Raw genomic sequence first — 8,420 nt, 5'->3', positions numbered from 1 at the left:
CGGGAACCCGGGGCGCCGGGCGTCAGTGGAAGGTGTGCTCCGGCGCGGGGAAGGCACCGCCGCGGACGTCCTCGGCGAACGCGCGGGCGGCGCCGCCGAGCACGGACCGCAGGTCGGCGTACTGCTTGACGAACCGGGGCACCCGGCCCGCGGTCATCCCGGCGAAGTCGGTCCAGACCAGCACCTGGGCGTCGCAGTCCGGCCCGGCGCCGATGCCGACGGTGGGGACGGAGAGCTGCTCGGTGATCTGCTTGGCCGGCTCGGCGGGCACCGCCTCCAGGACGACCGCGAAGGCGCCGGCCTGCTGCACCGCCTTGGCGTCGCGCAGCAGCTGGTGGGCGGCCTCGTCGCCGCGGCCCTGGACGGGGTAGCCGCCGAGCGCGTGCACGGACTGCGGGGTGAGGCCGACGTGGGCCATCACCGGTACGCCGGCCTCGACCAGGAGCTCGATCGAGCGGGCGCTGCGTTCGCCGCCCTCCAGCTTGACCGCGCCGACCCCGGCCTCCTTCATCAGCCGGGCCGCGTTGCGCATGGCCTGGGCAGGGGACTCCTGGTAGGAGCCGAACGGCAGGTCGGCGACGATCATGGCCCGGGAGGTGCCCCGGACGACGGCCGCGGCCAGCATCACCATCTGATCCATGGTCACCGGGACGGTGGTCTCGTAGCCGAGGTGGCAGTTGCCGGCGGAGTCGCCGACCAGCAGGACGGGCGTGCCGGCCTCGTCGAAGACGCCTGCGGTGAGGGCGTCGTAGGCGGTCAGCATCGACCACTTCTCACCGCGCTGCTTGGCTGCGGCGAGGTCGCGGACGGTGACGCGGCGGTTGGTGACCCCACCGTAGAGGGTGGCGGTCGACGCCTGGTTCTGGGCAGGCGAAGGCGAAGAAGCGTTCATCGAACAGGCTCCTGAAGGGTTGTCGTCTCGTGGCGCCGTGCGGCGTCCCCGGATCACCTCCATGCTTGCACGGCCCGGCGCGGGTGCAAAAGGGGCGGGGTCCGCTCCGCTTGTGACGCCCGCCGGAGCGGCCGGGCCCGGGGCGGGGAGTCTTTGCCACGGTTTTACGAAACGGATTCGTCTCGTATCGAAAATCTCGCTACGCTGACCGGGGGGGTTTACGAGACGACTGCGGCTCGAAAGTCCCGCCAGTGACACGCCGTAACCACGGACGGGAAAAGAAGCCATGACCACCGCAACCGCGCCACCCCGGGTGCCGGAAGCCATCCACCGCCGCCGCTGGGCGATCCTGTGCACCCTGGTGCTCGCCCTGCTCGTCGTCGTGCTCGACAACTCGATCCTCAACGTCGCGATGAAGACCATCGCGTCCCCGGCGCCCACCGGCCTCGGCGCCAGCCAGAGCGATCTGGAGTGGTCGATCAACTCCTACACCCTGGTCTTCGCCGGGCTGCTGTTCACCTCGGGCCTGCTCGGCGACCGCTTCGGCCGCAAGCGGGCGCTGCTGGCCGGCATGGTCGTCTTCGGCATCGCCTCGCTGCTCTCCGCGCTGGCCACCACGCCGGGCGAGCTGATCGGCTACCGCGCGCTGATGGGCGTCGGCGGCGCGCTGGCCATGCCGGCCACGCTCGCCATCATCATGAACGTCTTCGAGCGTGCCGAGCAGCCCAAGGCGATCGGCATCTGGGCCGGCGCGGTCGGCCTGGCCATCGCGATCGGCCCGATCACCGGCGGCCTGCTGATCGAGCACTTCTGGTGGGGCTCGGTCTTCCTGATCAACGTGCCGATCGTCGTCGTGGCGCTGGTCGCGATGGCCCTGCTGGTCCCCGAGTCCAGGGACCCGAACCCGGGCCGGATGGACCCGGTCGGCGTGCTGCTCTCCGTCGTCGGCCTGGTGGCGCTGATCTACGGCATCATCAAGGGCGGCGAGCTGGCCGACTTCACCGCCGTCGAGGCCTGGGGCCCGGTGCTGGCCGGCGTGGTGGCGCTCGCCGCGTTCGTGCTGCACGAGCGCCGCACCGCGCACCCCGCGCTGGACGTCGGCTGGTTCCGCAACAAGGTGTTCAGCGCCTCGGTGATTGTGGTCGGCGTGGTCTTCTTCGCGCTGATGGGCGTCTCCTTCTTCGGTGTCTTCTACACCCAGAGCGTGCGCGGCTACAGCGCGCTGGAGGCCGGCGTGCTGATGCTGCCGCTGGCCGTCGCCCAGCTGGTCTTCGCCCCGCGCGCCCGGCTGGTGGTCGACCGCTTCGGCGTCCGCGCCACCTGTGCCGCCGGCATGCTGTTCATCGCGGCCGGCTTCCTCGGCTACCTGCTGCTGGACCCCACCACCCCGATCTGGGTGCTGGTCGTGCTCGGCCTGCTGATGGGCACCGGCATGGCGCACGTCATGCCCCCGGTCACCGTCGCGATCATGGGCTCGCTGCCCCGCGAGAAGGCGGGCGCCGGCTCGGCCGTCAACAACACCTTCCGCCAGGTGGGCGGCTCGCTCGGGGTCGCGGTGCTCGGCGCGGTGCTCTCCACCGTCTACCGGGACGGGATCTCCGACCGGCTGGCGCAGCTGCCCGGCGGGGAGCTGCGGGAGAAGGCCGGCGAGTCGCTGGAGGCCACCCTGGCCGTCGCCGCCCGGCTCGGCGAGCAGGGCCGGGACCTCGTCGGCCCGGCCAACGACGCCTTCGTCCACGCCATGCACGTGGTGGCACTGCTCTCCGTCGGCATCACCGCGGCCGGCGCCCTGCTGGCCTGGTTCCTGCTGCCCGGCAGGGTCCCGGCGGGCGGCCCGGCCGGGCCGGGTGCCCCGGCCGGCCCCGGTCCCGCGCCCGCGGGCGCGCCGCTGCGCAAGGCGCCCGCCGACGCCTGACCGGCGTCCGGCTGAGCGAGAATGGGGCCCTGGCGCCGGGAGACCACCGGTGACAGGGCCCACGAACGCGTGCGACCCCCGTCCCCCCGCGGGGGCGGGAGCCCCACCACCGGGAGTTGCGAGATGAAGACCGAGCCGACGGCCGCGTCGCCCTGCGGCGGCCCGCGCCGGGGCAGGCCCCGCAGCGAGGCCGCCGAGCAGGCGATCTTCGCCGCCGTCGAGGAGCTGATGGCGGGCGGCGCGAGCCTGGCCGAGCTGACCGTCGAGGGCATCGCCACCGCCGCCGGCGTCGGCAAGGCCACCATCTACCGGCGCTGGCCCAACAAGGAGGCCCTGCTGGTCGACATGGTCAGCCGGCTGGAGGAGCCGCTGCCCGAGTCCACCGGCTCGATCCGCGGCGACCTCGTCGCGATGGTCGAGTACATGCGCCAGCGCGGGCTGGCCAAGCGATCCCGCTGGGTCCTCAAGGCGGCGCTCGGTCAGATGCACAGCTGGCCCGAGCTGCACGCCGCCTACCGCGAACGGGTGATCGCACCGCGCCGGCAGGCCGCCCGCGAGGTCATCCGCCGCGGCGTCGCCGAGGGCGAGCTGCGCTCCGACCTCGACGAGGAACTGCTCGGCGACCTGCTGATCGGTCCGATCCTCGCCCGCAGCGTGCTCTGGGACGACTCCGACCTGGACGACCCCCAGCTGGCCGGGCGGATGGTCGACGCGCTCCTCGGCGGCCTCGCCGGGCCGGCCCTGCGCTGACGCCGCCGGGGCCGGCCCCGGCCCCGGCCCCGGGCGGCCGACCCGGCCCCGGGCGGCCGACCCGGCCCCGGGCGCTCCGCCGCACCCGGCCGGTCCGCTCCGCCGGTCCCGGCATTCCTCCAGGTCCCGGCCGGTCCGCGGCGCCGGCCCCGCTCCGGGGCCCGGGCAGTGGCCTGGCTCACCAACCGGGCCACGCCGGAACCCCGGTCCACCGGCCGGACGTCTGTCCCGGCATAGGCTGAGCCCGGAAATCCGACCAAACCGGCAGCGGTCCGGCATGCCCTGCGCCGCCCGGCGCCGGCGTGCCCGGAGGTCGGCGGCCGGGCCCTCCGGCCTCGGACGACAGACGGCGTGAACGGCGTGAACGACGGGAGCCACGGCATGGCGCAGGCGGACAGGGCGGACCGGGTCTCGACGGCGGAGGCCGGCGACCCGGAACCCGCCCGGCGCCCGGCGGCCCGCTTCCTCGGGGTGCGCGGCTGGGGCCGGGACGCCCGCGGCAGCACCACCTGGCGGCGCGGCCTGCTGATCGCCGTCCTGGCCCTGCTCACCGGCGCCGTGCTGGCCTTCCACGCCGAGGTGCCCAACAGCCGCGGCAACCTCGGCAGCCTGCTGGAGACCTTCCTGCCCTGGCTGGGCCTGGCCCTGCCGGTCCTGCTCGTGCCGGCCCTGCTGCGCCGCTCCGCCACCGCGCTGCTCGCGCTGCTGGTGCCGGTGGTGATCTGGGGCAACATGTTCGGCGGCCTGCTCACCGACAAGAGCGGCGGCACCGGCGACTTCACGGTGGTCAGCCACAACGTGGCCGCCCTCAACGAGGACCCGGAGGCCACCGTCCGGCTGCTGGAGCGCTCCGGCGCGCAGATCGTCGCCCTCCAGGAGCTGGCCGGCCGGCCGCTGCGCGCCTACGAGTCCGGACTGGCCGACAGCTACCCGTACCACGCGGTGGAGGGCACCGTCGGCCTCTGGTCCACGTACCCGCTCGACGAGGTCTCCGAGGTGGACATCAAGATGGGCTGGGCCAGGGCGTTCCGGGCCCGGGTCGAGACCCCGAAGGGCCCGCTCGCGGTGTACGTCGCACACCTGCCGTCGGTCCGGCTCCGGGCCGGGGGCGGCTTCACCGTCAACCAGCGGGACGTCAGCGCCCAGGCGCTCGGCGACGCCATCGAGGCCGAGCCGCTGAAGCGGGTGCTGCTGCTCGGCGACCTCAACGGCACCATGAACGACCGCAGCCTGGCCCCGGTCACCTCGCAGATGCGCTCCGCCCAGGGCGCGGCCGGCGACGGCTTCGGCTTCAGCTGGCCGGCGTCCTTCCCGATGGCCCGGATCGACCAGATCCTGAGCAAGGGCGGACTGCGGCCCACCGACTCGCGGACCCTGGAGCGGGACGGCAGCGACCACCTCGCGGTGGCCGCCACCTACCGCTACGAGTGACCCGGTGCCGGCGGGTGACCCCGCGCCACGGGTGACCCGGTGCCACGGTGACCCCGCCGGCACCGGGTCGTGGGCCGGCGGGTCAGCCCCGGCGCCACCGGTTGGTGATCGGCAGCCGGCGGTCCCGGCCGAAGCCCTTGACCGAGATCTTGGGGCCCGGCGGGTACTGCCGCCGCTTGTACTCGGCGGTGTCCACCAGCCGCACCACCCGGTCCACCACGGCCGGGTCGAAGCCGGCCGCCACGATCGCGTCCCGGCCCTGGTCGCCCTCGACGTACAGGTCGAGGACGGTGTCCAGCAGGTCGTAGTCGGGCAGCGAGTCGGTGTCCTTCTGGTCCGGCCGCAGCTCGGCGGACGGCGGCTTGCTGATCGTGTTCTCCGGGATCGGCGGCACCTCGCCGCGCCGCCCGGCCTCCTCGTTGCGCCAGCGGGCCAGCTGGAAGATCAGCGACTTGTAGACGTCCTTGATCGGGCCGTAGGCGCCGACCGAGTCGCCGTACAGGGTCGAGTAGCCGACCGCCAGCTCGCTCTTGTTGCCGGGCGCCAGGACGATGTGTCCCTCCTGGTTGGAGATCGCCATCAGCAGGGTGCCGCGCAGCCGGGACTGCAGGTTCTCCTCCGCGAGGCCGGTCAGCTCGGTCGCGCCCAGGTAGGCGTCGAACATCGGGGCGATCGACACCGTGCGGAAGTGCAGCCCGGTGCGCCGGGCCAGCTCGGCCGCGTCGTCCCGGGAGTGCTGCGAGGAGTAGCGGCTCGGCATCGAGACGCAGTACACGTTCTCGGCGCCGATCGCGTCCACCGCCAGGGCGGCCACCACGGCCGAGTCGATGCCGCCGGACAGGCCGATCAGCACCGAGCGGAAGCCGTTCTTGCGCACGTACGCCCGGGTGCCGGAGACCAGCGCCGACCAGATCTCGGCCTCGTCGCCGATCCGCGGCGCGACGGCCGCCCGCAGCGGCTCGGCCGGGGCCGGGACCGGCTCGCCGCCCAGCCCGGTGCGGACCAGGTGCAGGCCGTCGGCGAGCAGCAGCCCGTCCGTGCGGTCGCTGCTGGCGGCCGGCAGGTCGAGGTCCAGCACCAGCAGGTGCTCCTCGAACTGCGGCGAGCGGGCCAGCACCTCGCCGTCCGGGGCGACCACGATCGAGTCGCCGTCGAAGACCAGCTCGTCCTGGCCGCCGACCATGTTGACGTACGCGAGCGCGCAGCCCGCCTCGGCGGCCCGGCGGCGGACCAGCTCCAGCCGGGCGTCGTCCTTGTTCCGCTCGTACGGCGAGCCGTTGATCACCAGCAGCAGACCGGCCTCGGCCTCGCGCGCGGCGGTCACCCGGCCGCCGTCCTGCCAGATGTCCTCGCAGATCGCCAGCGCGACGTCCACCCCGTTCAGCCGCACCACCGGCAGCTGGTCGCCGGGGACGAACCAGCGGTACTCGTCGAAGACGCCGTAGTTCGGCAGGTGGTGCTTGGCGAACCGGGTGACCACCTCGCCCCGGAACAGCACGGCGGCGCAGTTCTGCGGGGAGCCGGCCGGGCGGCCGAACCGCGGCGAGGCCTGCTCGGAACGGCCGAGGTAGCCGACCACGACGGGCGTCTCGCCGAGTCCCTCGGCGGCGAGCCGCCCGGCCAGCTCGACCAGCCCGGCCCGCGACGCGTCGACGAAGGAGCGGCGCAGCGCGAGGTCCTCGACCGGGTACCCGGTCAGGGCCATCTCGGGGAACGCGACCAGCTGGGCACCGGCCTCGGCGGCCTGCCTGGTCCAGTGCACCACCTCATCGCTGTTGCGTGCGATGTCACCGACCCACGGGTCGGTCTGGCAGAGGGCGAGACGGAGATTGGGCATGCCACCGAGTCTAATCGTCTATCTGACGAGATGTCTCGGCCGGGGTCCCCGGGCGGGCCGCCGCGGGCGCTCCGCTGCCCCCCGGGGCGATGATCCGCCATGATGGGGACAGTCGTCCCCGGGCGGGTTCCGGGCGTAACACGGGCGTAAAGAGCAGAGGTGAGACTGTCCCCATGGGCAAGCAGCAGGAGTTCGTGCTTCGGACGCTCGAAGAGCGTGACATCCGGTTCGTCCGGCTGTGGTTCACCGATGTCCTGGGGTTCCTGAAGTCGGTCGCGGTGGCGCCGGCCGAACTGGAGCAGGCCTTCGAGGAGGGCATCGGCTTCGACGGCTCGGCGATCGAGGGCTTCGCCCGGGTCTACGAGTCCGACATGATCGCCAAGCCGGACCCGACCACCTTCCAGATCCTCCCGTGGCGCTCGGAGACCCCGGGTACCGCCCGGATGTTCTGCGACATCCTGATGCCCGACGGCTCGCCCTCCTACGCCGACCCGCGGTTCGTGCTGAAGCGCACCCTGGAGAAGGCCTCGGCGCAGGGCTTCACCTTCTACACCCACCCCGAGATCGAGTTCTTCCTGCTGAAGAACCTGCCCGGCGACGGCACCCCGCCGATCCCCGCCGACCAGTCCGGCTACTTCGACCACACCCCGCGCGGGGTGGGCCACGACTTCCGCCGCCAGGCGATCACCATGCTGGAGTCGATGGGCATCTCGGTGGAGTTCTCCCATCACGAGGGTGCCCCCGGCCAGCAGGAGATCGACCTGCGCTACGCGGACGCGCTCTCCACCGCCGACAACATCATGACCTTCCGGCTGGTCATGAAGGAGGTCGCGCTGGAGCAGGGCGTGCACGCCAGCTTCATGCCGAAGCCGTTCTCCGACCACCCCGGCTCGGGCATGCACACCCACCTCTCGCTGTTCGAGGGCGACCGCAACGCCTTCCACGAGTCCGGCGCCGAGTACCAGCTCTCCAAGGTCGGCCGCTCCTTCATCGCCGGCCTGCTGCGCCACGCCGCCGAGACCGCCGCCGTCACCAACCAGTGGGTGAACTCCTACAAGCGGATCTGGGGCGGCTCCCAGCGCACCGCCGGCGCCGGCGGCGAGGCCCCGTCCTACATCTGCTGGGGCCACAACAACCGCTCCGCGCTGATCCGCGTCCCGATGTACAAGCCCGGCAAGCAGGGCTCCACCCGGGTCGAGGTCCGCTCCCTCGACACCGGCTGCAACCCCTACCTCGCCTACGCCGTCACCCTGGCGGCCGGCCTCAAGGGCATCGAGGAGGGCTACGAGCTCCCGCCCGGCGCCGACGACGACGTCTGGGCCCTCACCGACGCCGAGCGCCGCGCCCTCGGCATCCAGCCGATGCCGCAGAACCTCGGCGAGGCCATCGACCTCATGCAGCGCAGCGAACTGGTCGCCGAGACCCTCGGCGAGCACGTCTTCGACTTCTTCCTGCGCAACAAGAAGCAGGAGTGGGAGGAGTACCGCTCCGAGGTCACCCCCTTCGAGCTGCGCAAGAACCTGCAGGTGCTGTAACCGCAGGTCGGGGCGGGTTTTATTCGTAGAGAGGGCCCCGGGTCGGCGGTGCGCAACCGC

General features: G+C 73.1%; 6 protein-coding genes. 4 read left to right on the top strand and 2 right to left on the bottom strand.

The window, feature by feature from the left end:
- Window positions 1–22: 22 nt before the first annotated feature.
- Window positions 23–892, bottom strand: a complete 870-nt coding sequence (panB, locus tag ACFCX4_RS32020; protein ID WP_376150223.1) for a 3-methyl-2-oxobutanoate hydroxymethyltransferase — start codon at window positions 890–892, stop codon at window positions 23–25.
- A 286-nt stretch (window positions 893–1,178) separates the two neighbouring features.
- On the opposite strand from panB, the gene ACFCX4_RS32015 reads away from it, so the two are divergent.
- The 3 genes from ACFCX4_RS32015 to ACFCX4_RS32005 all read left to right on the top strand — a co-directional run bounded on the left by ACFCX4_RS32015 (window position 1,179) and on the right by ACFCX4_RS32005 (window position 4,988).
- A complete protein-coding gene (locus ACFCX4_RS32015; RefSeq protein WP_376150221.1) occupies window positions 1,179–2,807 on the top strand; it encodes a DHA2 family efflux MFS transporter permease subunit in 1,629 nt (542 codons plus the stop codon).
- Window positions 2,808–2,930: 123 nt separating this feature from the next.
- Window positions 2,931–3,557 (top strand): TetR/AcrR family transcriptional regulator, encoded by a 627-nt coding sequence (locus ACFCX4_RS32010; RefSeq protein WP_376150219.1) that lies wholly within the window; start codon window positions 2,931–2,933, stop codon window positions 3,555–3,557.
- A gap of 381 nt (window positions 3,558–3,938) precedes the next feature.
- Window positions 3,939–4,988, top strand: a complete 1,050-nt coding sequence (locus tag ACFCX4_RS32005) for an endonuclease/exonuclease/phosphatase family protein (RefSeq protein WP_376150217.1) — start codon at window positions 3,939–3,941, stop codon at window positions 4,986–4,988.
- A gap of 82 nt (window positions 4,989–5,070) precedes the next feature.
- On the opposite strand, the gene ACFCX4_RS32000 is transcribed toward ACFCX4_RS32005, so the two are convergent.
- Complete coding sequence (locus ACFCX4_RS32000) at window positions 5,071–6,825, bottom strand: NAD+ synthase (RefSeq protein WP_376150215.1); 1,755 nt, start codon at window positions 6,823–6,825, stop codon at window positions 5,071–5,073.
- Window positions 6,826–6,998: 173 nt separating this feature from the next.
- On the opposite strand from ACFCX4_RS32000, the gene ACFCX4_RS31995 reads away from it, so the two are divergent.
- Window positions 6,999–8,360 (top strand): glutamine synthetase family protein, encoded by a 1,362-nt coding sequence (locus ACFCX4_RS31995; RefSeq protein WP_376150213.1) that lies wholly within the window; start codon window positions 6,999–7,001, stop codon window positions 8,358–8,360.
- Window positions 8,361–8,420 lie beyond the last annotated feature (60 nt).

This window comes from Kitasatospora sp. NPDC056327, assembly GCF_042261735.1.
Classification (GTDB): Bacteria; Actinomycetota; Actinomycetes; order Streptomycetales; family Streptomycetaceae; genus Kitasatospora.
This window is presented reverse-complemented; position numbering and strand designations above follow the sequence as displayed.